This is a genomic window from Flavobacterium sp. 9AF (genome assembly GCF_902506265.1).
Classification (GTDB): Bacteria; Bacteroidota; Bacteroidia; order Flavobacteriales; family Flavobacteriaceae; genus Flavobacterium.
In genome coordinates, this window is record NZ_LR733556.1 from 2,868,413 (window position 1) to 2,891,842 (window position 23,430).

Annotated in this window: 20 protein-coding genes; 3 read left to right on the forward strand and 17 right to left on the reverse strand. The window is 29.3% G+C overall.

The window, feature by feature from the left end; all coding sequences use genetic code 11:
- Positions 1 to 2: 2 nt before the first annotated feature.
- The 3 genes from HALO113_RS13065 to HALO113_RS13075 form a co-directional block, all read right to left on the reverse strand.
- The gene (locus HALO113_RS13065) at positions 3 to 461 is read right to left on the reverse strand and encodes a MarR family winged helix-turn-helix transcriptional regulator (RefSeq protein ID WP_159779443.1); all 459 of its coding nucleotides are present in this window, start codon (positions 459 to 461) and stop codon (positions 3 to 5) included.
- Between the two features lie 79 nt (positions 462 to 540).
- A complete protein-coding gene (locus HALO113_RS13070; RefSeq protein WP_159779444.1) occupies positions 541 to 1,308 on the reverse strand; it encodes a DUF4382 domain-containing protein in 768 nt (255 codons plus the stop codon).
- Between the two features lie 100 nt (positions 1,309 to 1,408).
- On the reverse strand, positions 1,409 to 3,181 hold the full coding sequence (locus HALO113_RS13075) for a long-chain fatty acid--CoA ligase (protein WP_159779445.1): 1,773 nt from the start codon (positions 3,179 to 3,181) through the stop codon (positions 1,409 to 1,411).
- Between the two features lie 341 nt (positions 3,182 to 3,522).
- Here HALO113_RS13075 and HALO113_RS13080 point away from each other — a divergent pair, with 341 nt between their 5' ends.
- Together HALO113_RS13080 and HALO113_RS13085 are read left to right on the forward strand one after the other, a co-directional pair.
- Positions 3,523 to 5,463 carry an LTA synthase family protein gene (locus HALO113_RS13080; protein ID WP_159779446.1) on the forward strand — a complete coding sequence of 647 codons (1,941 nt, stop codon included), beginning with the start codon at positions 3,523 to 3,525 and terminating at the stop codon, positions 5,461 to 5,463.
- Between the two features lie 18 nt (positions 5,464 to 5,481).
- Entirely contained in the window at positions 5,482 to 6,054 is a 573-nt protein-coding gene (locus HALO113_RS13085; RefSeq protein ID WP_159779447.1) for a dual specificity protein phosphatase family protein, read from the forward strand.
- A 1-nt stretch (position 6,055) separates the two neighbouring features.
- On the opposite strand, the gene HALO113_RS13090 is transcribed toward HALO113_RS13085, so the two are convergent.
- The 13 genes from HALO113_RS13090 to thrA form a co-directional block, all read right to left on the reverse strand.
- Positions 6,056 to 6,334: a TIGR03643 family protein gene (locus tag HALO113_RS13090; RefSeq protein WP_159779448.1), complete on the reverse strand. Its 279-nt coding sequence runs from the start codon at positions 6,332 to 6,334 to the stop codon at positions 6,056 to 6,058.
- Positions 6,312 to 6,746, reverse strand: coding sequence for a hypothetical protein (locus HALO113_RS13095; RefSeq protein WP_159779449.1), 435 nt, complete (start codon positions 6,744 to 6,746; stop codon positions 6,312 to 6,314). The genes HALO113_RS13090 and HALO113_RS13095 overlap by 23 nt, the downstream gene beginning before the upstream one ends.
- Positions 6,736 to 8,052, reverse strand: coding sequence for an AarF/ABC1/UbiB kinase family protein (locus tag HALO113_RS13100; protein ID WP_159779450.1), 1,317 nt, complete (start codon positions 8,050 to 8,052; stop codon positions 6,736 to 6,738). The genes HALO113_RS13095 and HALO113_RS13100 overlap by 11 nt, the downstream gene beginning before the upstream one ends.
- A 57-nt stretch (positions 8,053 to 8,109) precedes the next feature.
- Positions 8,110 to 8,763 carry a TetR family transcriptional regulator C-terminal domain-containing protein gene (locus tag HALO113_RS13105; RefSeq protein ID WP_159779451.1) on the reverse strand — a complete coding sequence of 218 codons (654 nt, stop codon included), beginning with the start codon at positions 8,761 to 8,763 and terminating at the stop codon, positions 8,110 to 8,112.
- A 76-nt stretch (positions 8,764 to 8,839) separates the two neighbouring features.
- The gene (nhaD, locus tag HALO113_RS13110; RefSeq protein WP_159779452.1) at positions 8,840 to 10,096 is read right to left on the reverse strand and encodes a sodium:proton antiporter NhaD; all 1,257 of its coding nucleotides are present in this window, start codon (positions 10,094 to 10,096) and stop codon (positions 8,840 to 8,842) included.
- A gap of 253 nt (positions 10,097 to 10,349) precedes the next feature.
- Positions 10,350 to 11,069, reverse strand: a complete 720-nt coding sequence (locus tag HALO113_RS13115; protein ID WP_159779453.1) for a YebC/PmpR family DNA-binding transcriptional regulator — start codon at positions 11,067 to 11,069, stop codon at positions 10,350 to 10,352.
- Positions 11,070 to 11,134: 65 nt separating this feature from the next.
- Entirely contained in the window at positions 11,135 to 12,172 is a 1,038-nt protein-coding gene (locus HALO113_RS13120; RefSeq protein WP_159779454.1) for a hypothetical protein, read from the reverse strand.
- A gap of 5 nt (positions 12,173 to 12,177) precedes the next feature.
- A complete protein-coding gene (locus tag HALO113_RS13125; protein ID WP_236554686.1) occupies positions 12,178 to 14,205 on the reverse strand; it encodes a S41 family peptidase in 2,028 nt (675 codons plus the stop codon).
- 2 nt (positions 14,206 to 14,207) lie between these two features.
- The gene (gene gcvT, locus HALO113_RS13130) at positions 14,208 to 15,290 is read right to left on the reverse strand and encodes a glycine cleavage system aminomethyltransferase GcvT (protein ID WP_159779456.1); all 1,083 of its coding nucleotides are present in this window, start codon (positions 15,288 to 15,290) and stop codon (positions 14,208 to 14,210) included.
- A 120-nt stretch (positions 15,291 to 15,410) separates the two neighbouring features.
- Entirely contained in the window at positions 15,411 to 16,274 is an 864-nt protein-coding gene (locus HALO113_RS13135; protein ID WP_159779457.1) for a L,D-transpeptidase, read from the reverse strand.
- A gap of 138 nt (positions 16,275 to 16,412) precedes the next feature.
- Positions 16,413 to 17,702, reverse strand: a complete 1,290-nt coding sequence (gene thrC, locus HALO113_RS13140) for a threonine synthase (RefSeq protein WP_159779458.1) — start codon at positions 17,700 to 17,702, stop codon at positions 16,413 to 16,415.
- A 20-nt stretch (positions 17,703 to 17,722) separates the two neighbouring features.
- On the reverse strand, positions 17,723 to 18,640 hold the full coding sequence (locus tag HALO113_RS13145) for a homoserine kinase (RefSeq protein ID WP_159779459.1): 918 nt from the start codon (positions 18,638 to 18,640) through the stop codon (positions 17,723 to 17,725).
- A gap of 10 nt (positions 18,641 to 18,650) precedes the next feature.
- The gene (gene thrA, locus HALO113_RS13150; RefSeq protein ID WP_159779460.1) at positions 18,651 to 21,098 is read right to left on the reverse strand and encodes a bifunctional aspartate kinase/homoserine dehydrogenase I; all 2,448 of its coding nucleotides are present in this window, start codon (positions 21,096 to 21,098) and stop codon (positions 18,651 to 18,653) included.
- 386 nt (positions 21,099 to 21,484) lie between these two features.
- Between thrA and hutH the strand changes: the two genes are divergently transcribed.
- Entirely contained in the window at positions 21,485 to 22,990 is a 1,506-nt protein-coding gene (gene hutH / locus HALO113_RS13155) for a histidine ammonia-lyase (RefSeq protein ID WP_159779461.1), read from the forward strand.
- A 74-nt stretch (positions 22,991 to 23,064) separates the two neighbouring features.
- Here the strand turns inward: hutH and HALO113_RS13160 are convergent, their stop codons facing one another.
- On the reverse strand, positions 23,065 to 23,427 hold the full coding sequence (locus HALO113_RS13160; protein ID WP_159779462.1) for a DUF1304 domain-containing protein: 363 nt from the start codon (positions 23,425 to 23,427) through the stop codon (positions 23,065 to 23,067).
- Positions 23,428 to 23,430 lie beyond the last annotated feature (3 nt).

Consider the following 23,430-nt stretch of genomic DNA (forward strand, 5'->3'; position numbering starts at 1 on the left):
GGTTATAATTTGTTTTCAAATTCTTCTTCTGAATAAATCTTTTTATCAGCAATTAATTCATTAATTACTTCTGCCACTTCCATAAAATGAAATAGTTTCTCTTCAGAAACATGTTCTTTTATTGTTTCGTTAAATTTTAATACCGTATTTTTTGAGAGTTCTCTTTTTTCCTGACCTTCATTTGTAAGTTGAATAATAACTCCTCTACCATCCGAAGGATTTTTTTTACGAGTGATAAGTCCTTTTTCTTCCATAGACTTGAGAGTTCTGGTTAGACTAGTAGCTTCCATTCCCATTTTTGGGCCTAACATGGTAGAAGGTGTTCCTTTTTCTTTATCTATACTTAATAAAGCAAAACCAGTAGCCATGGTAGCACCATATTTAGATGCTTCTTCATTGTACATTCTTGCCACTGCTTGCCATGTATATCTTAGAATATAATCGATAGTTTTATCTTGCATTCCGAAATCGTTTTAGCAAATATAAAAAAAAATACTATGCATGCATAGTATTTTTTAATTTATTTTATATTTTTTTTTATTAGTTCAAAGTAATTACTCCTAATTGAGTATTTGCGCCAATAGTTACTTGTACATTAGTAATTATTTCTGGTAGTAGTGGAGTAGCAGGTGTAACTGTTACAGTATAAGTACCAGCTTGTAAACCACTTAATTTAAATTGACCGTTTTCATTTACTATAGTTGTATATTCTACTCCAGTGCTTGATTCTGCAGTAACAGTAGCTCTAACTCCAGTAACTGCTAAAGAACCTTGAATATTTCCTTGTACATCAGATTCAACTTCACGTAAAACAGGTTTTAATGTGTAAGTTCCATTTCCTTCTTCTACAATTGATTGATGTGCATCAAAATCTATTAATAATGTATTTTCAACATTTGCTGTTAAGTTTTGATCTACATTAATTTTTAATCCAGATTGTTGTGCACTAGGTGTACTTAAAGGATAAGATTGTCCCTCTACAACTACTGAATTATTCGTACCTAAAATTAATCTCACTTGGTGTACATTAGGTATCTCAATATTGTCGCTTGCAATTTCAATACTTAAACCATTTGATAATTCTAATAAATTATATACTTGTGCATTTGTTTCAAGAACTGCACTTGATCCATTTGCACCAATGACCTCTACTCCTTGAACATCTATATACACTGCATCATAAGGAGCTGGTGCATCTGTCATTCTTACATTGTAAGAGTATTGTGCGTTAGGATTAGAATCATCATCATTACATGATGTTAAAAATAATGATGTTGTAGCTGCAAATAATAAAAAAATCTTTTTCATTGAATTTTGTTTTAATGTTAATATTGCAAAGTTCAATAATGAATGGATAAATTATTTACAGCATTTTTTCTAATAGTTATACAATTTAAATAATAGTATACTAATTATATATTTTAGCGTACAAATCTCTATATTTTTCAATAATTATTTTCCTTTTAAGTTTCATAGTTGGTGTTAAATGACCACTTTCTATTGTCCAAATATCAGAAGTTAATTCGAATCGTTTTACTTTTTCCCAGTTTCCAAATTTTTCATTTGCGTGATCAATTTCTTCTTGTATACGTTCGATTACATTATTATTAGTTACGATTTCTTCATTTGTAGAACCTATAGCTATATTTTTTCTATTGGCCCAATCTTTAATGAATTCAAAATTAGGTTGAATAAATGCGGCTGGCATTTTTTCACCATCACCTATAACCATAATTTGTTCAATAAAACGGGATTGTTTTAAAGTGTTTTCAAGTATTTGAGGTGCTACATACTTACCACCTGAAGTTTTGAACATTTCTTTTTTACGGTCGGTTATTTTTAAAAATCCTTCGTTGTCAATTTCGCCAATATCACCCGTATGGAAATATCCATTTTGTAAAACTTCATTTGTTTTTTCTTCATCTTTATAATATCCAACCATAACATTAGGTCCTTTACAAAGAATTTCTCCATCTTCAGCAATTTTTACTTCAACTCCTTCTAAAACTTTACCTACAGATCCAATTCTGAAGCCTCTGTTTTTCATTACATTTACAGAAATTACAGGAGAGGTTTCCGTTAGCCCATAACCTTCCATCACGGGTATATTTGCTGCACAAAATACTCTTGAAAGTCTTGTTTGCAAGGCAGCACTTCCGCATACTAATAATTCCAATTGCCCTCCTAATCCTTCTTGCCATTTTGAAAAAATTAATTTTCTAGCAATTTTTAATTTAAATTCATACCAAAAACCATTTTCTCCATAAGGTTGGTATTCCATTCCTAAATCTAAAGCCCAAAAGAACAATTTTTTCTTAATTCCCGTTAAATCAGTTCCTTTTGCATATATTTTATCATATACTTTTTCTAATAATCTAGGAACAACAGTCATTACATGAGGTTTTACTTCTTTTAAGTTTTCACTCATTTTTTCTATACTCTCAGCGAAATAAACCGAAATTCCATGATATTGATAAAGGTATAATAGCATTCTTTCAAAAATATGGCAGATAGGCAAAAAACTTAAAGCTATTGCATCTCCATCACGTAAAGGAACTCTTGGAGAACTCATTAAAACATCTGTTACAATATTTTGATGTGTAAGCATAACACCTTTTGGTCTTCCAGTGGTTCCAGATGTATAAATAATTGTTGCCAAGTCTGTAGTTGTAACATTACTTTTTCTGTCTTCAACAACATCTTGATTGGATTCATCTTCGCCTAATTCTAAAATTTCTTTCCAATTTTTACAACCTTTAACATCATTAAAAGAATATATTTCTTTTAGAGATGGTACATTATTTTTTATCGAATTTAATTTATCGAAAACTTCTTGGTCAGAAACAAAACAATAAGATGATTCTGAATGGTTTAAAATATATTCATAATCTTCAGCAGTAATAGTAGGATATACTGGAACATTTTGTGCACCTACTTGTAATATACCTATATCACAAATATTCCATTCAGTTCTATTGTTTGAAGAAATAAGTGCAATTTTATCATTTTTCTGAACGCCCAATCTTAATAAGGCTCTCGAAACAGTATTTGCTTTTTGTAGGTATTCTTTAGTAGATGTTTTTATCCATTCTTCACCATATTTAGTCACAAGGGCATCAGATAAATTATATTTTTCTAATTGGTGATAAGGGAAATCAAACAAACGGGTAATGGTAGACATAGATTTATATTTTTATATGTATGCAAATTATAAAAATATTATTAATTAACCAATTATTTATGAATATGTTAAATAAAAGAATTAAATATTTGATAATTAATATATTATGCACGCATAGTAAATATAAGTTTTGAATGAAATAGGTTCTGTCGATTAAAAATAATCTATGAATTGGTTAAAAAAGAATAAAATTTGACCTATTTTATGAAATTTGTCACATGAATTATAGTGTAATTTTACAGTTATTTAGAAATATAGAATAGTAAATAAATTAAACCCAAGTTAAAAATGTGAAATGCTGATTAGTTATTATTATTTTTGCATTTAAAATATTTTAATTAATGAAATCATTCTTTCGGTTAGAAGAGTATAAAGTATTATTGTATCGTATATTTTTAGTTTATTTCTTCTATTTTATTGCTCGCGTTCTTTTTTATTTATATAATTCCAAAGTTGTAGAAGTGGATAGCATGGTTGAATTTTTAAAAATTTCCTATCATGGTTTAGCTTTTGATACAACAGCTATTTTGTATATTAATGGGATTTTTATTTTACTGTCAATTTTACCATTTTTTATTAATACAAAAGCGAGTTATCAGAATTTCTTATTTTGGTTTTATTTTATTTCGAATTTAATCTTTTATGCATTAAATTTTATAGATTTTATCTATTATAAATACAATTTTTCTAGATTAACATTGGCTGCTTGGGATATTGTTAAACATGAAGAATCTAAAGGAAGTATGTTTACTCGTTTTTTAATTACCTATTGGCATGTGTTTCTTTTATATATATTAATAAGTGCAATTTGGATATTTTTATATAAAAAAATAAAAATAAAGCATAATTTAAGACAAGATTCTAAGATTAAATATATTGCTAAGTCAATTATAGGGTTAATAATTATTCTTACTTTATCTGTTGGAGGAATAAGAGGTGATTTTAAAAAGAGTACAAGACCTATAAATCTAGTTGATGCCAATAGACATGTAACAAAAGTGCAACAAGCAGATTTAGTTTTGAATTCTCCTTTTACTTTTTTAAGAACAATTCGTGTTAAGTCTTTTAAAAAACAGGATTTTAATATTTCACAAGAAGTGATTGAAAAGAATTTTAAGCCTATAAAGAGCTATCAGAATAATAATCCTTCTAAACCCAATATTGTTTTGATAATAACTGAAAGCCTTGGGCGCGAATATTGCGGGGCTTTTAACCAAGATGTGTCTATTAAGGATTATGTAAGTTATACTCCTTTTTTAGATTCATTAGCGCAGCATAGTATGATTTATACCAATGCTTATGCAAATGGTTATAAATCTATTCATGGGATGTCTTCAATTATTTCTGGAATACCTTCTTTTAAAGACGCTTTTACTTCTTCTCCTTATGCAAGACAAAAAATAGAGTCGATGGTTTCCTGTTTGAAAAGCAAAGGCTATGATACTTCTTTTTTTCATGGTGCGCCCAATGGTTCCATGGGCTTTCTTGGATATGGAAATATTTTAGGATTTGATCACTATTATGGAAAAACAGAGTATAATAATGATGCTGATTTTGATGGGTCATGGGGTATTTGGGACGAACCTTTTTTGCAATATATGAATACAGTTATTAGCAAAAAACAAACCCCTTTTTTCAGCACAGTTTTTACTGTAACTTCTCATGAACCTTATGTAATTCCAGAAGAATATAAAGGAAAATTTCCAAAAGGAGATATACCTATGCATCAATGTGTAGGTTATACAGATTTTGCTTTTAAGAAATTTTTTGAATCCGCAAAAAAACAATCTTGGTTTGAAAATACTATTTTTATAATTACAGCTGATCATTGTAATCAGGTAAATTATTATGAGAATTATTATCATGATATTATGAATAGGTTAGCTGTTCCCATATTAATTTATAAGCCTAATAGTGACTTAGTTGGGAAAAGTAATGAAATAGCTCAACATATGGATATTTTTCCAACGGTTATGGATTTAATCGGTTATGATAAACCTTTCCGAAGTTGGGGTAGGAGCTTGTTAACAAAAGAAAAGGATATAGCACCTTATCTGATTAATTATAATTCTAATAATTATTATTTTATGAAAGATGAGTATATTTGCTTGTTTGATGGTTCTAAAGCCATTGGTTTTTTTGAGATTAAAGATAGAAAATTGGAAAATAATTTAATCAAAAAGAGGAATGAAAAAATGAATGAATTAGAAATACAATGCAAGGCATTCATTCAAGATTATTTTAATAGGATTATAGACAAAAATTTAACTAGTATTCAATAATTTGATATTTAAAAGAAAATGAAGAAGAAGATAATAATTTTAATACTGATTGTTGCGGCCTTTTTTGGAGGAAAGTATTATTATGATATGAATATCAATCATAACTTTGAAACTATTACGGAAGGTAAAGTATTTAAAAGCGGAGTTATACCACCTGATGAGTTGCCAGAATACATTAAAAAATACAATATTAAAAGCGTAGTTGATTTGCGTTTTCCTGGAACAGGTGATGATGTGAATAATCCTGAAGTTCCTGAAGAATTAACTGCTGAAAAAGAAGCGATTGCTAAGCTAGATGGTATTAATTATTTTAATAATGGTTCTGACCAAGTACCACAAGAACATAATTTAAAAATGTTCTTTGAAATAATGGATAACCCTGATAATTATCCTGTTTTGATTCATTGTTACCATGGAGTTGGTAGAGCGGAAATGTATTCTGCTATTTATCGAATTGAATATGAAGGAATGGATCCAAATGAAGCAAGACAAAGTACTCGTTTTTTAACCAAATGGAGTTCGTTTGATTTAGGAAAACCTAAAGGCGATTATTTATTCAACTATACTAAAAGAAAAGATAGCGTAAAATAAATCATCTTTTTGCGATTTTGTTATTTGAAATCTGTCTTTGTCGGGTACATTTAAATCTGCCTTCTTCGAAATTTCTTAATTTTTGATGTTTCGTTTTGCGATGGGTGACTCTTTTTCTCCATAATTCATAGCTGGAACGTTTTAATTCCCTACGCATTAATGCTTTGGTTTCTATTTCGGTTATACCAAATTGAAAGGTAATGGCTTCAAAAGGAGTTCGGTCTTCCCAAGCCATTTCTATAATACGATCAATTTGCTCAGGTGTTAGAGATATTAACATAATCGGACTGAATATATTGTTCTTTTAAACGTAAAATCTTTGCTAAAAAACTGTAGTTTTTTCTTAGATATTGATTGTTCCTAAATTTGATAAACATACCATCGGCGTGAATACTTAGTGTTTCAGATTGAAAGAGCGCAAGTTTGAAATAGGGAATAAGCCAGGAATAATTTTGTAAACCTTTATTAATATGTAAAATAATACCTTTGGGTCTTAGCTCTATATTTGCATAATTAATATCCGAATTGGTATTTAACACATTCCTAAAATGAGGACTCACTTCCTCAATCATCATTCGATGCGAACCAGTACCTTTTAATTGTATCGCTTTTAGAAAGGAGTAAGGTTTACCTAATAATGTATTGATTTCTCTTGTGATGGTATTATCTACATATGTGGTATTAAACAACATAATTTTTAAAGTTATTAATTTGAATTGCATTGGCTTTTATGTCATGCATTAAATTATATAAGCCAAAAAAGGTTCTATTGATATAAATAAAATGTTTGGAACCTCGATTTCCGTTCATGTTTCTTATTTCATTACTTTTAGAATAACGTTCTCCTAATTCGGCAATTTGGCCAAAAAAAGTTTCGTCAGCAAAATCAAATGTTTCTTGATGGAAAGGTTGTGTAAAGAGACTCAACATTTCGTGAAAGAGTTCGGTAAAGAATTTTTTCTCTTTAGCAGTATCTTCTGGTTTTAAAATTTCAAGCTGATATAGTTTTTCTTCAAAAACAACTGGATTATCTATATTTTCTTTTTTAGCCAATTCAAAATACGGAATATAAAAATCATTGGGTACCGCTTTCATACAGCCAAAATCGAGAACAATTAATTTTCCTTCTTCAGATACCAAAAAATTTCCAGGATGAGGATCAGCATGTACTTTTCTTAATACGTGTATTTGGTACATATAAAAATCCCATAAAGCCTGTCCGATTGTATTTGCTAATATTGTGTTGGTATTTGAAACGCTAAACTCTGAAAGGTGTTTGCCACTCATCCAATCCATAGTTATGATTCGTTCCGAAGACCATTTTTCATAATAATTTGGAAATTGAAGATGGGGCAAATGTTGGCAGGCTGCTACTATTTCTTTACTTTGCGTTACTTCGTTGATATAATCAGTTTCTTCAATAAGTTTCTCTTCCACTTCTTTGAAATACTTATCAGAATCTTTTCCTTTTATGTTAAACATTTTAATTGCTATAGGTTTAACTAATGCTAAGTCGGAGGAAATACTTTCAGCAACACCAGGATATTGAATCTTTACAGCTAATTTTTTTTTATTTAATGTTGCTTGATGTACTTGACCAATGCTAGCAGCATTAATGGCTTCCAGATTAAATGTATCAAAAATTTCGTTTGGACTTTTGCCAAAATACTTTTTGAAAGTTTTTAAAACTAATGGAGCAGAAAGAGGTGGTACAGAAAATTGAGATAAAGAAAATTTCTCTACATAAGCTTTGGGTAAGATACTTTTTTCCATACTAAGCATTTGAGCCACTTTTAAAGCACTTCCTTTCATTTGTTTTAAGCTGTCATAAATATCTTCCGCATTCGAAAGGTTTAAATTCTCTTTAGCTTCTTCTTCTGTTTTTGTTAGTTTGTCACCATAATATTTCAAATAATTCACACCTACTTTTGCACCGGTCTGAATTAATTTTGAGGCACGTTGTATTTTGGAAGTTGGAATACTATCGATAGATTTCATAAAGGCTATTTTAGAAATTACGTTTTAAAAATTAAACGAGTGAAATGAAAGGCGTTGTTACATCGAAACTTTTTCTTTCCAAAGGAATTTTCCGAAATCGATAATATTTTTTAAAGGAGTCATATCGATAAGGTCAAAACTAGCATGAATTGATTTTTCAATAAACACATCGGTTTTTTCAAAAGAAGGAGAGGTGTCGTTTATCCAAAATTTTAAGGTCATTAAAAATTGAATCCAACTCAATTCCGAAATGCTTTTTTGTTGGAATTTTTCAAAGGTTTCTTGTGGTATTTTTAAAGTTTCTATACCTAATGCATCCACAAAACCTTTAAACTTAATTCTGAGATGGCTTAGCTTTTTAAGATTTTTTAATTGATTTTTGTCCTCATGGAGTAAATGCATCACAAAACTTCGATTGGCCGTCATTTGTTCAAAATAAGTAAAATAAAAACTTAATAATTTAGTTTTTGAATCATAAGTTGCATATTCTTCACTGTTTTCCAAAAGAGATAAAGTGGAATCAAAAAAAGTGATAAAAACAGCTGCTTCTAGTTGATCAAAAGAGGTGAAAAAGCCATAAAATGTGCTTTCATCAACTTTGAGATATTCACAGAACTGATAAATAGAATTTGGTTTTTTCCCTTCCGTTAATACAAATTTTGAATATTCTGAAAGAATTCTTTCTTTGGTGAGATTTAATTTCTTTGCCATGACCCGTATTTTATCTCAAAGATACGAAATAATTGTTTAAGTATATTTTAAAAATAGTTAAACAAAATATAAATTATTAAGTAAAAAGTAAGATGTAAGCACCTCCACCCACTAAGTAACCAATTAAAGCATAAAGGCTGATTTTTTTTAAGTACCAAAAGAAATCTATTTTTTCTAATCCCATTGCAGCAACACCAGCAGCAGAACCAATAATTAAGATACTTCCACCCGTTCCAGCACAATAAGCAATAAACTCCCAAAAATAATGATCCATAGGGTATGTTTGTAAATCATACATTCCCATAGATGCAGCAACTAGAGGAACATTATCAATTATAGCTGATAAAATACCTAAACTTATTGAAATAATTTTTAAATCTCCTATATTTTCACTTAGACTACTTGCAAGATTAGATAAAATTCCTGTTGATTGTAATGTTGCTACAGACATTAAAATTCCTAAAAAGAAAAGAATACTTGGAGTATCTATTTTTTTTAATGCATGAGTAACAGAAATTTTCTCATCATTTTCTTTTTTTCTATCGAGGTATTCTGTTACAATCCATAAAACAGCTAAGCCAATTAATATTCCCATAAAAGGAGGTAAATGGGTTATTGATTTAAAAATAGGTACAAAAACTAAAGCAGAAATTCCAAGATAAAAAACTATATTTTTTTGATAATTTGGAATTTTTGTTTCTGTAATAAAGCTAGTTTTTTCAATTTTGCCTTTTACAATTCTACTTATTAAGAGTAATGGAACTATCATGCTTATTAAACTTGGTATAAATAGCTTTTGCATAATATTCGTTGCAGAAATTTGTCCACCAATCCATAGCATTGTAGTAGTAACATCCCCAATTGGCGTCCATGCACCACCAGCATTTGCTGCTATGATTATCATTCCAGCAAATAGCCATCTGTCCTCTTTATTTTCAAGTAACTTCTTTACTAAAGTAACCATAACAATAGTAGTTGTTAAGTTGTCTAAAATAGCAGATAAGAAAAACGTTATAAAACTTACAGTAATTAACAGAGTTCTTTTATTTGTGGTTTTAATTTGTTTACTAATAACATCAAAACCATTATAAGAATCAATTAATTCCACTATGGTCATAGCTCCTAAAAGGAAAAATAAAATTTGCGAAATATCTCCTAAATGTTCAATCAATTCATGAACAACACTTTCAGGATTGGAGTTTGATAAAATATAAACTGTCCAACAGATTACTCCCGTTAAAAGAGCAATAGCTGCTTTGTTTATATTTATTTTATGCTCAATGGTAATAAGTAAGTAACCTAGAATAAATATTGCAATTAATATGAAGCTCATAATTTTAAAAATTATTAAGAGTAAATTTTATGTTACAAATGTTATTCTTTTTTTGTTTTAAATAAAATTTATTGAGTATCAAATAATTGTTGTTTTTTATATAAATTGCAATTTTTGAAAATATGCAAAAAAAGCCATTTCAAAAGAAATAGCTTTTAAGATTATTTTTATTAATGTAGAATGGATTTTAGAAAAAACTTAAATATGTTTTGAAATTAAAATAAATCTAGTTCATTCCATTCTAAATAGTTCATTATTCTACATTCTCTTGCATCGTATGATACACATTCATTACATCGTCATCTTCTTCAATCTTTTCTAATAGTTTTTCAACATCGGCGACTTGGTCAGCTGTTAATTCTTTAGTAACTTGGGGAATACGCTCGAAACCAGAGGATAAGATTTCTAAACCTCTATTTTCTAATTCTTTTTGGATGGCACCAAAGCTTTCAAAAGGGGCATACATTACAATTCCGTCTTCATCAGCAAAAATTTCTTCTACCCCAAAATCAATCATTTCAAGTTCTAGTTCTTCTACATCTTGACCTTCAGCAGGTATCCTAAAATTGCATGTATGATCAAACATAAATTCAACAGAACCTTGTGTTCCCATAGTTCCATTGCATTTATTGAAATAACTTCTAATATTAGCAACTGTTCTATTGTTGTTATCTGTTGCTGTTTCAATTAAGATGGCAATTCCATGTGGTGCATAACCTTCAAATAATACCTCTTTATAGTTAGCCGTGTCTTTATCAGATGCTTTTTTGATAGCGCGTTCTACGTTATCTTTAGGCATATTTGCTGCTTTAGCATTTTGTATAACCGCTCTTAGTCTGGCATTTGTTTCAGGATTTGGTCCGCCTTCTTTTACAGCAATAACAATATCTTTTCCTATTCTAGTAAACGTTTTAGCCATGGCAGACCAACGTTTCATTTTACGTGCTTTTCTAAATTCAAATGCTCTTCCCATTTCTGATTTTTTACTCTAATTTATATTGCAAAAATAAGTTTTATTACCAATTATTCAAATTGTAATTAATCATTTGGAACATGTTTTGAAATAAATTTTTCTGAAGTAGCATTCCATTCGGCAATGGTTTTATTTTTTTGATTAATTATTTGGACATTCAAATTATTAAAATCATTAATTTTTTTATTTACATCATTAACCATTTTATTAAAATTATCTACTTCTTCTTTAGTTCTTTCCTTTGCGGATTTACTTTCCAAAGCTGTTTTTGTTTCATGAAATTTAGTATTAAACATATAAAAATCAATTACATTTGGAACATATTCTTCATTCGTTTTTTTATACATCTCTAATGTTTTAATTGTAATGTTTTTTAATGAAGCATCATTGTTATAGGAATTCATAGTCTTTAATTTTTCTAAACCTTCATCAACATAACTTGATAATGTACTTGAATTTTGTTGAATGGCAGCAATATCTTTTTTTTGTACAGAAGCTAAAAGGAGGGCATCTGTAATATTGCATTTGAAAAAAATTAAATAAGTTTCATTTTGATATTGAAATACTTCATTTGAAATTTTCATCTTTTTTGCAATGTCTGATTCAGAATCATTTAAAATAATATTGTATTTTAAAGCAAAACTTTTTTGTGCAACATCTACTTTTTCATATTCTTCAGCCATTTTTTGATTTACTAAATCTTTAGTCATAATGAAAGCTTCCATAAAATCATAAGATTGTTCTGCAACTTCTTGCATATCTATAATTTTGCTATAATCTTGACTAATCATATTCTCAGAAAAAATCAAATAATTAATAACAACATCTCTGTATTCTATATCACTTTTATACCCTTCTTTTAATCCAGATATATTTTTTTTAGCAAGTTGAATGGAATTAAGGAGGCTTTTTCTTGTTGCATCTATTTTCCTAGCACTTTTTGAATGTGCTACTGATTTAGTATATTTCCACATATTTTTTGCAATATTTTGTTGCTCTTTAGAAATATAGGACAAGTAGTCTATAGGAGTGGCAATATTTTGTGAAAAACTATTTAATGTGATAAAAAATAGGATTAAAAAAAAACTTTTTTTAAAGGACATAATTGTTATTTTGTTATATTATTTAATATTTGAAGTGCTTCATTGATAATTGCACTAGTTTGAATTTCTTCTATTTGTTTTTTTGAGATTTTGTCTGAAAAAGTGGTTTTGAAGTTGTTTTCATTGTCATATGAATTATTTTCAACTGTAAAATTAAATTTTTCTTTGATGAGTTCATTAGCCTTATTAAATAAGTTAGATGTTTCATGAACATCATTTAGAACGCCATTAAAATCTAATAATACTATTTTTTCTTTTTTATTTGTTACTAAGTTGTCTATTTCGTTATTAAGATTTATAATTTTTTTAAAATAAGGATTTTCTTTAATTCGTTCTCTGCTTGAGCGAATTACAGTAGAAAAGTCATTTTCATAGCTTTTATATCTAGAATTGGAAACAATTTCATCATTAGTTAAAACTGTTTTGAATTGTTTTTCTTTTGGAACTATTTTTTCAAATAAATAGGGAATTTCTATATCGGGTATTGTACCAGTTGCTTGATGACTTTTTCCAGTTACTCTGTAAAATTTTTGTATGGTTAAGTTTATGAAATCTGTATTTGAATCTGTATCATCTAATGGAACTATACTTTGCATACTGGCTTTTCCATAGGATGTTTTACCTACTACTAATGCTCTATTATAGTCTTGTAATGTATTGGCAAAGAGCTCGCTAGCTGAAGCTGAAAATCCATTAATTAACACTACTATAGGTTCATTAAATATAACTCCTCTGTTATAATCTTTTAAAATGGTTTTGTTTTTTTTATTATCTACTGCTATAGTAATTGGACCTACATCAATAAACATTCCTGCTAGTTTTATGGCTTCATCTACATTTCCACCGCCATTAAACTGTAAATCAATAATAAGACCTTTTATTTTATCATTTTTTAATTTTATTATTTCCTTTGCAACATCGTTAGATAAAGTATTAATACTAAAATCTGATGAATAAAAACTAGGGATTTTTATATAGCCAAATTTGTTATCTATATTTAATACATAGCTGTAGGCAGTATTTTCTATTGCTTTCATTATTTTTTTTTCAATCAAAGCAGTATAGATTTCACCATTTCTTTTTCTAAATGTAAATTCTAATTCTTTATAATTATCTGAACTAATTAGATTTGAAATTTGTTCAAAAGTGCTACAATTAACCAAATACTCTTCATTTTTAAAATTTATTTTAATGACTTGATCACCAGTCTCTATTTTCTCATTTTCAAAAGCAATACTTCCAGGAATAATTTCATTAACAAAAATTTCATCATTTTCATTAGCTTCAAACAGTAAACCTAGAGAACTATTAGATGAGTTTAAACTTGAGAGAAAGTTGGATCTATCATCATAAGAATAATAATCAGTATGTGGGTCAAAATAGTTACAAAATGCTTTAAAAAATACTCTTTTTATTTCTTCATGAAAGTTTTTTTCATCTTTTAAAAGACTTTGAATTTTACATTTGAAGATGCCAAATGTTTTCGTTTTTTCTTGTATAGCTAGTTTGTTAAAATGTAGTTTTAGGGAATCTGAATTAGTGCTAAGCAACGCAATATTTCTTAAACTTTCATAAACAATCATTTTTTTCAGAATGCGTCTAATTCCTTTCTCATCATTATAAAAAGAGTTTTCACCCTTAGTAAAAAAAAGAGTATCATTTGTGTTTAGAGAAATATTTTCTTTTTCTAACTGATCAATTATTTTTAATTTTCGTTCTAAGCCTTTTTTGTAAAAAACTGTAAATTCATCAAGAAAAGAGCAATTCTGATTTAAAATATAGTTGTCAATATTATATTTATGCTTGGAAAGATTTTTATATTCTGAAAGCAAAAAGATGTTTCTCTCTCTGTCTAATTTTTCAATTATGGTATTAAAAACATATAAAGAAAGACTATCATCAACAGGTTTGGGTTGGTAATGATAGTCTTGAATAAGCAAATTTATTTTTGTAATAGTGACACAGTTTTCTTGTTTACTTTGTGAAAAAATAAAATGAAAAAAAAATAAGAAGTAAAGTGTCGTTATTCTCATATTTATTTTTTATAAAAGGGTAATTTAACCACTTTTGCTTTGATGTCTTTATTTCTAATACGAATAAAAATTTCTGAATCAATAGAAGATAAAGATGTTGGTACGTAGCCTAAACCAATAGCAATTCCTAAGGAAGGCGATTGAGTTCCTGAGGTTACTATACCTACAATATTACCATTAGCGTCTGCAATTTCATAATCATGTCTTGGAATACCTCTTTCAATCATTTCAAAAGCGACTAACTTGCGTGAAACGCCTTCTTCTTTTTGCTTTTTTAGATTTTCAGAATTAGTAAAATCTTTAGTAAATTTAGTAATCCATCCTAAACCAGCTTCTAAAGGAGAAGTAGTATCATTAATATCGTTTCCATATAAACAGAATCCCATTTCTAGACGTAAAGTATCTCTTGCAGCTAAACCAATAGGTTTTATGCCATAAGCAGCACCAGCTTCAAATACTTTGTTCCAAATTTGTTCTACTTGGTCGTTTTTACAGTAAATTTCAAAACCTCCAGAACCTGTATATCCTGTGGCTGAAATAATAACATGTTCAAATCCAGCAAAATCTGCCACTTCAAAATGATAATATTTAATAGCTGATAAATCAATTGAACTTAAAGATTGCATCGCTTGAACTGCTTTAGGACCTTGGATGGCTAATAATGAATAATCATCAGAAAGATTTCTCATTTCAACATCTAAATTATTGTGAGCTGAAATCCATTCCCAATCTTTGTCTATATTTGATGCGTTTACAACTAGAAGGTATTGTTCTTCTTTAATACGATAAACAATTAAATCATCTACTATTCCGCCTTCATTATTAGGTAAACAAGAGTATTGTGCTCTACCAATTTCTAGAACAGAGGCATCATTTGTAGTAACCTTTTGTATTAATGCTAAAGCATTTTTACCTGTTAATAAAAATTCTCCCATGTGTGAAACATCAAAAACGCCTACTGCATTTCTTACAGTTTCATGTTCAATGTTAACACCTTCATATTGTACAGGCATATTAAATCCTGCAAAAGGTACCATTTTTGCTCCTAAACTTTCGTGAATGTGAGATAAAGTTGTGTTTTTCATCATTTAAATTTTGTGGTGCTAAATTAATTAAATTTAGTGGATATAAAAATGTCTGATAAAACATATTATTATCAGACATTTTACTAGAGATTGCTAATTTTTCTTTTTCTTAATCAATTTTTATACTTTTTTTGCATTATATTCATCTCTTATTTTTTCTTCTTTTCTAATTTGGTCCCTATGCGGTGCAATAACTTTTTCTAGTTCTTCTTCAGTTATTGTCAATGCTTTAGGATTACTTTTTAAGGTTAACCAAGGTTTAGGTGCATTGAAATCATATTTTCCGAAAATAATTACGGGTGTTCCTTTGATTTTTACAACATCTTGATTTTCTAAAACCCATTGTTCAGCAAAATCATAAAGCATTTCAGCATCTTTTTGTCTTAATCGCATACAAGAATGCGAAGCAGGATAACCAGGTAATTCATATTGATGAAAACCAACCCCAAGACTATTTTCAACATTAAAATTCCATTTTAACAACCATTCATCATTAACAGTACTAGTTGTTTCTTTTGCTTTCCAATTAGTGAAAAATAAGCCTGTAGGCGTTTGTGCGTTTTCTTTCCCCATATTTGTAGGTCCTTCATGAGTTAGAATTCCATATTCATAAGTAGCAAATGTTTCGGTTGGGTAGGAAAAAAAGATTATTTTTTTAATTGAATCTAATGTTTTGACCTCTAATGGAAAAGGTAAGTAAAATTCTATATCACCAGAAAGATCTGTTGGAAGTAAAATAGAATCAGTTTTTTTAAGATTTGCTTTATCCATTCTATTTACCGCTAATATAATATCTAGTTCTTTTGTAGATAAAGAATCAATTGCTAAATTTTTAGTCTTAATGTATGAATAAGTATACTCTTTTGGTTTAATTCTTTCAGGTAAAGCCCTTTTTAACGTAGGCTGCTGTTCTGATGTGTTGTCTTTATTACATGATGTAAATGCAATAAAAAATAGAAATAATAAGCCAGTAATTCGTTTCATAGTAATTCATTTTATCGATACTTTTTGAAAAGTCAAAAAATATTGTTTTTAACATTTGGTAAAATTGAAAAAATTACTGGCCTATTGTTTTATATCATTTTGAATAAAATTTATACAATTATTAGAATAGTTTTAACTCTATTTCAAAAGGTAATCTTTTAAATCTGAATAATCTTTAATAGGAATGCTTTGTTTTACTTTATTTAAAACACTTTGTATCTGTTTTGGTATTTCTAATGTAACTGACAATGTTGGTTCAACTATATCTAAAAATTTTATAGGATGAGCCGTTTCTAAAAAGAAACCGATACTTTCAGGTTGTAATGCTAATGCTCTTTGTAAGCCCAAATAACCCACAGCTCCATGTGGTTCCGCAATATAATGGGAATTGGAATAAATCGATTGCATGATTTCTTTGGTTGCTTCATCGGAATAAGAATAAGAGGAAAAATCTTTTTCAAACGCCTTTAAATCGTCAGCAAACATTTCTTGAATTCTAACAAAATTACTTGGATTCCCTACGTCCATTGCATTCGAAATAGTCGCTACAGATGGTTTAGGTTGGTAAACACCATTTCTTAAAAATCTTGGCACCGTATCATTTGCATTGGTAGTGGCTACAAAATGGTGAATGGGTAATCCCATTTTTTTGGCTAAAATACCCGCACATATATTACCAAAATTGCCACTGGGACAAGATGTAATAATCGGTTTATTGTATTTTTTTAATTCTTTGTAAGCAAAAAAGAAATAAAACATTTGAGGCAACCAACGTGCAATATTAATTGAATTGGCAGAGGTGAGTTTTTTATCTTTTAAATCCTGATCTAAAAAGGCCTTTTTAACCATATCCTGACAATCATCGAAAACGCCATCAACTTCTAGAGCCGTTATGTTTTGACCTAATGTAGTAAGTTGTCTTTCTTGAATATCACTCACTTTTTTAGAAGGGTAGAGGATAACAACATCCACGCCTTTAACCCCTAAGAAACCACTCGCAACAGCACCTCCTGTATCGCCAGAAGTGGCTACTAGAACTGTATTCTTAGTATCTTTGTTTTTATTGAAATAGCCTAAGCAACGTGACATAAATCGAGCGCCTACATCTTTAAATGCCATAGTTGGCCCATGAAATAATTCTAATGAAAAGACATTGATTTCAATTTGTACTAAAGGAAATTCAAAAGATAATGTTTCTGATATAATTTTTTTTAAATCGTTTTCAGGAATTTCATTTCCAATATAAGGTTGAATTGTTTTAAAAGCAATCTCTTCATGAGATAGACTTTCGATAGAATCAAAGAAAGAAGCTTCTAATTTTGGGATTTCTTCAGGAAAATAAAGCCCTTTATCTGGAGCTAAACCATTGGTTACGGATTCTTGAAAAGAAACTAAATGTTTTTTATTATTTAAACTATAGTATTGCATGGTAAATAGATAATGCTTGTTTATATTAGTGTAACTCCTTTATCATTTATTTTGGAAAGGTAAATATCAAAAGGAATTTGTGTTTTAGAGTATTCTTTATGCATCGCTTCAGCAACGGTTTCTGCTATTTGTTTGCCTTCACATAAGGCAAAAATGGAAGGTCCAGCACCCGAAATACCGGATCCTAAAGCACCGTTTTGGAGTGCTATTTGTTTTACTTTTTCAAAATGTGGAATTAAATGTTTTCTAAAAGGTTCTACTACTACATCTTGTAAAGAACGACTAATTAAAGCATAATCCTGAGTATATAAACCCGCAATTAAACCGCCTAAATTTCCCCATTGTGTTATGGCTTTATGAAAAGGAATGGAAGGTTCTAAAACCGCTCTGGCATCCACCGTTTTAACTTCTATATGAGGATGTAAAACAACAGCATACATTTTTTCAGGACTCGTTATTTTAATCACATCTAAAGGATGATAACCTCTCACTAAGGTAAAACCACCTAATAAACAGGGTGCTACATTATCTGCATGTTCGCTTCCACTAGCTAAAGCTTCTCCTTTCATAGCAAATTCTATTAATTCAGGTTTAGAAAAAGGTTTTCCTAGTAATTCATTTACACCAAAAACAGCACCTGCTGCACTAGCAGAGGAACTACCAATGCCACTTCCTGCTTTTATTTTTTTGTGAATTTCTATGGCTATACCAAAATCAATATCTCTGTTTTCTATTACAGCTAAAGCTGCAACACCGGCTACATTTTTTGATGCTTCATATGGTAAATCTGCTCCCGTTATATTTGTAATTTGTATCCCTTTTGTAGCGGTTTTTCTAAATATCATTTCATCACCAATGTTTTCCAAACACAAGCCCATTACATCAAACCCACAATTTAAATTGGCTATAGTTGCTGGACAAAATACACGTACTTCCATAAGTTCATTTTTAAAAGTTACCAATTCGAATCACATCAGCAAATATTCCAGAAGCAGTTACAGCTGCACCAGCACCAGCACCCTTAATTAAAAGAGGTTGGTCTACATAGCGATCGGTATAAAACTGAACAATATTATCTTTACCTTCTAAATTATAAAATGGGCTATCAGACGGAATAAATTCTAATCCTACACTTGCTTTTCCATTTTCAAAGGAAGCTACAAATTTTAATCGGCTGTTTTTTGCTTTGGCTTGAGCCAATAAATTTTCAAAATGCGCATTATGTTTCACTAAAGAGTCAAAAAATGCATCATTAGTTGTGGTGTTCATACATTCTTCCGGAAGAAAACAATTATTTTGAATGTCTTCAATTTCCATTTCGTAACCACTTTCTCTGATTAGAATAAGTATTTTTCGAGCCACATCAATTCCACTTAAATCAATCTTAGGATCTGGTTCTGTGAAACCTTGAACACCTGCTTCCTTTACTACATCATGAAAAGAATAAGTTTCACTGAAATTATTAAAAATAAAGTTTAAACTACCTGATAGAACAGCTTGAATTTTATGAACTTTATCACCTGAAACAATAAGGTGTTTTAAAGTATCTATAATTGGTAAACCTGCACCAACATTGGTTTCAAAAAGGAACGGAGCATTATATTTACGAGATAAATTTTTTAAATATTTATAGTTGTCATATTCTGATGAAGCGGCAATTTTGTTACAAGTTACAACTGCAATATTCTCTTTTAAAAATTGATCATATATAGTTGCTACTTCACTGTTTGCAGTAATGTCAACAAAAATACTATTTCTATAGTTTAAAGTTTTTACTTTATTAATGAAGCTTTCTCTATTCGCGGTTTCTCCTTCGTTAATTTTTATTTTCCAGTCTTTCAAATCTATACCTTCAGGATCAAAAAGCATTTTTCTAGAGTTTGATAAAGCAATAACACGTACATTCAGTTTTAAGTTGTCCTTTAAAAAATCCTTTTGTTGGTATATTTGGTCGATAAATTTTTCACCTACGTTGCCTACTCCCATTACAAAGAGATTCAATTGTTTCGTGTTATCTTCGAAGAATCGTTCGTGTAAAGTATTTAGTGCCTTGTGTACATCTTTTTTTGCGATAACAACTGAAATATTTCGTTCTGAAGCTCCTTGAGCAATGGCTCTAATATTGACATTGTTTTTTCCTAGAGTACTAAACATTTTGCCACTTAAACCTTGGTGATTTTTCATGTTTTCTCCAACTAAAGCGACAATGCATAAATCTTCCTCAACAATACAGGCATCTATTTTATGTTGTGCAATTTCAATTTCAAAAGTGCCATCTATTGCAAGTTTAGCGGCTTCAGCATCTTGGTTTTGAATTCCAATACAAATAGAATGTTCTGAAGAGGCTTGTGTAATGAAGATAACGTTAATATTATGATTTGAAAGTGTTTCAAATAAACGCTTAGAAGAACCAGAAACACCTATCATGCCTGATCCTTCAAGTGTTATCAAAGCAATAGATTCAATATGAGAAATTCCTTTTATTGGGTTTCCATTGGATTTGTATTGATTTGATATGTAAGTTCCTAAAACTTCAGGTTCGAATGTGTTTTTTATCCAAATAGGAATATTTAAGTCTAAAACAGGTTGTATCGTAGGTGGATATAAGACTTTAGCTCCAAAATGAGACAATTCCATGGCTTCTTGATAAGTGATGGAAGCAATTGGCTGTGCTTGTTTTACAATTTTGGGATTGGCTGTAAACATTCCATTAACATCTGTCCATATTTCTAAACTATGTGCTTGTAATGCTGCTGCTAGAATTGCAGCTGTATAATCTGAGCCTCCACGACCTAAAGTAGTTGTGTTTCCATTTGTTGAAGAAGCAATAAAACCAGGAAAAACGACAACTTGAATACTAATTGATTGAAAATAGCTAATAATTAATTCATTGGTGGTTTTAAAATCTACAGATGCTTTACCAAAATTTGTATTGGTTTTAATTATTTCTCTACTATCTTTAAATTGAGTTTTTGGTAATACTGCTTGTATTGCAACAGCAATAATTTGTGAAGATAACAGTTCTCCAAAACTTAAAATTCTATCTTGAGTTTTAGAGGTTAATTCGCCTAATAAATAACAACCATCTAGTAAAGTTTTTAAATGATTTAATTCATCATTTAATAAATTATATAAAGTCTCTTTTTTATTTGAATCGATGAGTTTTTCAACTACATCATAATGTTTTGATTGAATTTGTTGTAGTAATTTCTTATAGTGTTCATCTTTTGATGCTGCAGTGTTAGAAGCTAAAAGTAGTAAATCGGTTATGCCGCTAAATGCAGACACGACCACTGCGAGTTTATCTTCTTTGGATTTTTGTGAAATAATTTCAATTACTTTTTTTATGTTTTGTTCATTGGCTACAGATGTACCACCAAATTTTAATACATTCATGATTGTTTGCTTAAATATAATAATTCAGAATTTTTATTTTTCAAATGAAAAATATATAATATGGGATTATATGTAATTAACTATACCCCGAAAGGGGTAATAATTGTTGTCATAGCAAAAGTGCCTATCGAAGTGCCGATAGAAATAGGGGTGATGTAATATTTATTTTTGCTATTTAACATATTCCAAAGATAAAATTTATTTTTAGCCAAAAAAATCGTATTAGTATTTTTACGAATAGTTTATTTTACCAACTTTAAAAATCTTTAAAAAATCATTTTAATAATTTTGATACCCTATGATTATCAATATGATAATAAAATAGTAGTTAAAAATCTTGCATTTTAACATTTGTTTGTAGAATTTTGACGTTTTAAATGCAAAAAATGGAAACAATACATTATATAAGTTCTGATTTACTTTCAATTAATCAAATAGAAACCATTGTTTTACAAGACATGAAATTAGAGTTGTCTGAAGAAGCCAGAGCTAATATTGTGAAGTGTAGAATGTACTTAGATGATAAATTGAAATCTAATGAAAAACCAATTTACGGCATCAATACAGGCTTTGGGTCTCTATGTAATGTTAAGATTTCGAATGAAAATTTATCAAAATTGCAAGAAAATTTAGTTAAGTCTCATGCATGTGGAACTGGAGAGGAAGTACCTCATGAGATTGTAAAAATTATGCTCTTATTAAAGATACAATCTTTAAGTTATGGACATTCAGGAGTGCAATTAGAAACGGTAGAACGCTTAATAGATTTTTATAATCATAATATCTTACCTGTAATTTACAATCAAGGCTCTCTCGGAGCCAGTGGAGATTTAGCTCCTTTAGCTCATTTATCGTTACCATTGATAGGAGAAGGAGAAGTCTATTTTGATGGATTTAGACAACCAGCTTATAAAGTTTTGGAGAAAATGAATTGGAATCCAATAGTATTACAATCTAAAGAAGGTTTGGCATTATTAAATGGCACCCAATTTATGAGTGCTTATGGAGCTTATATTTTGATTAAATCTTGTAAATTGTCCTATTTAGCTGATGTAATTAGCGCGATTTCTTTAGAAGGATTTGATGGTAGGATTGAACCTTTTACAGATTTAATTCATTTGGTACGACCTCATAAAGGACAAGTGCAAACAGCGGAACGCATTAGGGAAATATTAGAAGGAAGTGAAATTATTACTCAAGAAAAGAAACATGTACAAGATCCATATTCTTTTAGATGTATTCCTCAAGTACATGGTGCAAGTAAAGATGCTTTCGATTATGTGAAAAGGGTTTTTCGTACAGAAATTAATTCAGTTACCGATAATCCAAACATATTTGCCAGTGAAGATATAATTATATCAGGAGGAAATTTTCATGGACAACCTTTAGCATTAGCATTAGATTTTCTAGGAATTGCTTTGGCAGAAATTGGAAACATATCAGAACGAAGAACGTATCAATTAATCTCAGGATTAAGAGATTTACCTGCATTTTTGGTAAGCGACCCTGGTTTAAATTCTGGGTTTATGATTCCACAATATACAGCAGCAAGTATTGTAAGTCAGAATAAACAATTAGCCACTCCTGCAAGTGTAGATAGTATTGTATCTAGTAATGGACAGGAAGATCATGTGAGTATGGGAGCCAATGCAGCTACAAAAACTTTGCGTATTTTAGATAATTTAGAACGTATTCTGGCTATTGAACTGTTAAATGCATCACAAGCAATAGAGTTTAGAAGACCTTTAAAGTCTAGTGATTTTATTGAGATGTTTTTAAAATCATATAGAGAAGAAGTTTCATTCGTAAATGAAGATAGAATTTTACATTATGATATAGAAAAAACGATTGCATTTTTACAAAGTTTTCAGGTTGAAGAGGAAGTAATGTAAAAGAGAAAATAAAGTATATTTAAAAAGGGCATTTATAATTAAATGCCCTTTTTAAATATTGTATAGAATTTAATTTATGAAAACAGTAAACTAAGGAGAGCTAAAATTGAGGGTATTCCTTGTACAAAAAATATTCTTTTAGAGACAGAATAAGCCCCATATAACCCAGCAACTAATACACAAACTGAAAAGAAAATAGCTATGTTTTTACTCCACTCTATGTTGCCAATGCATAAAGACCAAATTAATCCAGCAGCTAAAAAACCATTGTACAAACCTTGATTGGCTGCCATAGCTTTTGTTTTTGGGAACAATTCTTTAGGAACAGTTCGAAAGACTTTTGGTCCTTTGGTTGTCCAAACAAACATTTCAAGCCATAAAATATACAAGTGTAAAATAGCTATAAATCCTATTAAAATTTGTGATAGTAAATTCATATA

What these genes read in the sequence shown, in the direction of transcription:
- HALO113_RS13065 (WP_159779443.1), bottom strand. Translation starts at nt 461, where the DNA reads ATGCAAGATAAAACTATCGATTATATTCTAAGATATACATGGCAAGCA.
- HALO113_RS13070 (WP_159779444.1), bottom strand. Translation starts at nt 1,308, where the DNA reads ATGAAAAAGATTTTTTTATTATTTGCAGCTACAACATCATTATTTTTA.
- HALO113_RS13075 (WP_159779445.1), bottom strand. Translation starts at nt 3,181, where the DNA reads ATGTCTACCATTACCCGTTTGTTTGATTTCCCTTATCACCAATTAGAA.
- HALO113_RS13080 (WP_159779446.1), top strand. Translation starts at nt 3,523, where the DNA reads ATGAAATCATTCTTTCGGTTAGAAGAGTATAAAGTATTATTGTATCGT.
- HALO113_RS13085 (WP_159779447.1), top strand. Translation starts at nt 5,482, where the DNA reads ATGAAGAAGAAGATAATAATTTTAATACTGATTGTTGCGGCCTTTTTT.
- HALO113_RS13090 (WP_159779448.1), bottom strand. Translation starts at nt 6,334, where the DNA reads ATGTTAATATCTCTAACACCTGAGCAAATTGATCGTATTATAGAAATG.
- HALO113_RS13095 (WP_159779449.1), bottom strand. Translation starts at nt 6,746, where the DNA reads ATGTTGTTTAATACCACATATGTAGATAATACCATCACAAGAGAAATC.
- HALO113_RS13100 (WP_159779450.1), bottom strand. Translation starts at nt 8,052, where the DNA reads ATGAAATCTATCGATAGTATTCCAACTTCCAAAATACAACGTGCCTCA.
- HALO113_RS13105 (WP_159779451.1), bottom strand. Translation starts at nt 8,763, where the DNA reads ATGGCAAAGAAATTAAATCTCACCAAAGAAAGAATTCTTTCAGAATAT.
- nhaD (WP_159779452.1), bottom strand. Translation starts at nt 10,096, where the DNA reads ATGAGCTTCATATTAATTGCAATATTTATTCTAGGTTACTTACTTATT.
- HALO113_RS13115 (WP_159779453.1), bottom strand. Translation starts at nt 11,069, where the DNA reads ATGGGAAGAGCATTTGAATTTAGAAAAGCACGTAAAATGAAACGTTGG.
- HALO113_RS13120 (WP_159779454.1), bottom strand. Translation starts at nt 12,172, where the DNA reads ATGTCCTTTAAAAAAAGTTTTTTTTTAATCCTATTTTTTATCACATTA.
- HALO113_RS13125 (WP_236554686.1), bottom strand. Translation starts at nt 14,205, where the DNA reads ATGAGAATAACGACACTTTACTTCTTATTTTTTTTTCATTTTATTTTT.
- gcvT (WP_159779456.1), bottom strand. Translation starts at nt 15,290, where the DNA reads ATGAAAAACACAACTTTATCTCACATTCACGAAAGTTTAGGAGCAAAA.
- HALO113_RS13135 (WP_159779457.1), bottom strand. Translation starts at nt 16,274, where the DNA reads ATGAAACGAATTACTGGCTTATTATTTCTATTTTTTATTGCATTTACA.
- thrC (WP_159779458.1), bottom strand. Translation starts at nt 17,702, where the DNA reads ATGCAATACTATAGTTTAAATAATAAAAAACATTTAGTTTCTTTTCAA.
- HALO113_RS13145 (WP_159779459.1), bottom strand. Translation starts at nt 18,640, where the DNA reads ATGGAAGTACGTGTATTTTGTCCAGCAACTATAGCCAATTTAAATTGT.
- thrA (WP_159779460.1), bottom strand. Translation starts at nt 21,098, where the DNA reads ATGAATGTATTAAAATTTGGTGGTACATCTGTAGCCAATGAACAAAAC.
- hutH (WP_159779461.1), top strand. Translation starts at nt 21,485, where the DNA reads ATGGAAACAATACATTATATAAGTTCTGATTTACTTTCAATTAATCAA.
- HALO113_RS13160 (WP_159779462.1), bottom strand. Translation starts at nt 23,427, where the DNA reads ATGAATTTACTATCACAAATTTTAATAGGATTTATAGCTATTTTACAC.